1 protein-coding gene is annotated in these 385 nt (G+C 36.4%); it reads right to left on the bottom strand.

What is annotated here, in order from left to right; translation table 11 throughout:
- Positions 1-136: 136 nt before the first annotated feature.
- The coding region (locus GUI43_RS34385; protein WP_211326816.1) for a hypothetical protein at positions 137-385 on the bottom strand (249 nt) is incomplete at its 5' end.

Genomic DNA, 385 nt, shown 5'->3' on the forward strand with positions numbered 1-385 from the left:
AGCTCAGGTGGTAAAAGCATTCTGAGAAAATTAAAAGAACCTTAGGTTTGATTCCTCCGATAAGCGATGGGTTGAGAAATTTTTTTCCTATTTCCTGCAAGTTGTGTTCGATTATTATTACAGAAGCCCTGAAGAGTCAAGTATGTTTTTTTAAATTGTTTGTTCCAGAACGATCATTGTCTGTTCCGGAACTGACACGTTTCGGTTCATTGCTTGTTCCGAAACAGGTAATGCCTGTTCCAGAACAAACAACGTTTAATAAGTAATTTGCCTGTTCCGGAACAGACAATTTTTTATTGATTGTCTGTTCCAAAACTGATAATTTTAAGTTCATTGCCTGTTCCGGAACATACGATTTAATTATTAAACGTGGTTGTTTCGGAAC

This window comes from Micromonospora noduli (assembly GCF_003264365.1).
Taxonomy (GTDB): domain Bacteria; phylum Actinomycetota; class Actinomycetes; order Mycobacteriales; family Micromonosporaceae; genus Micromonospora; species Micromonospora noduli.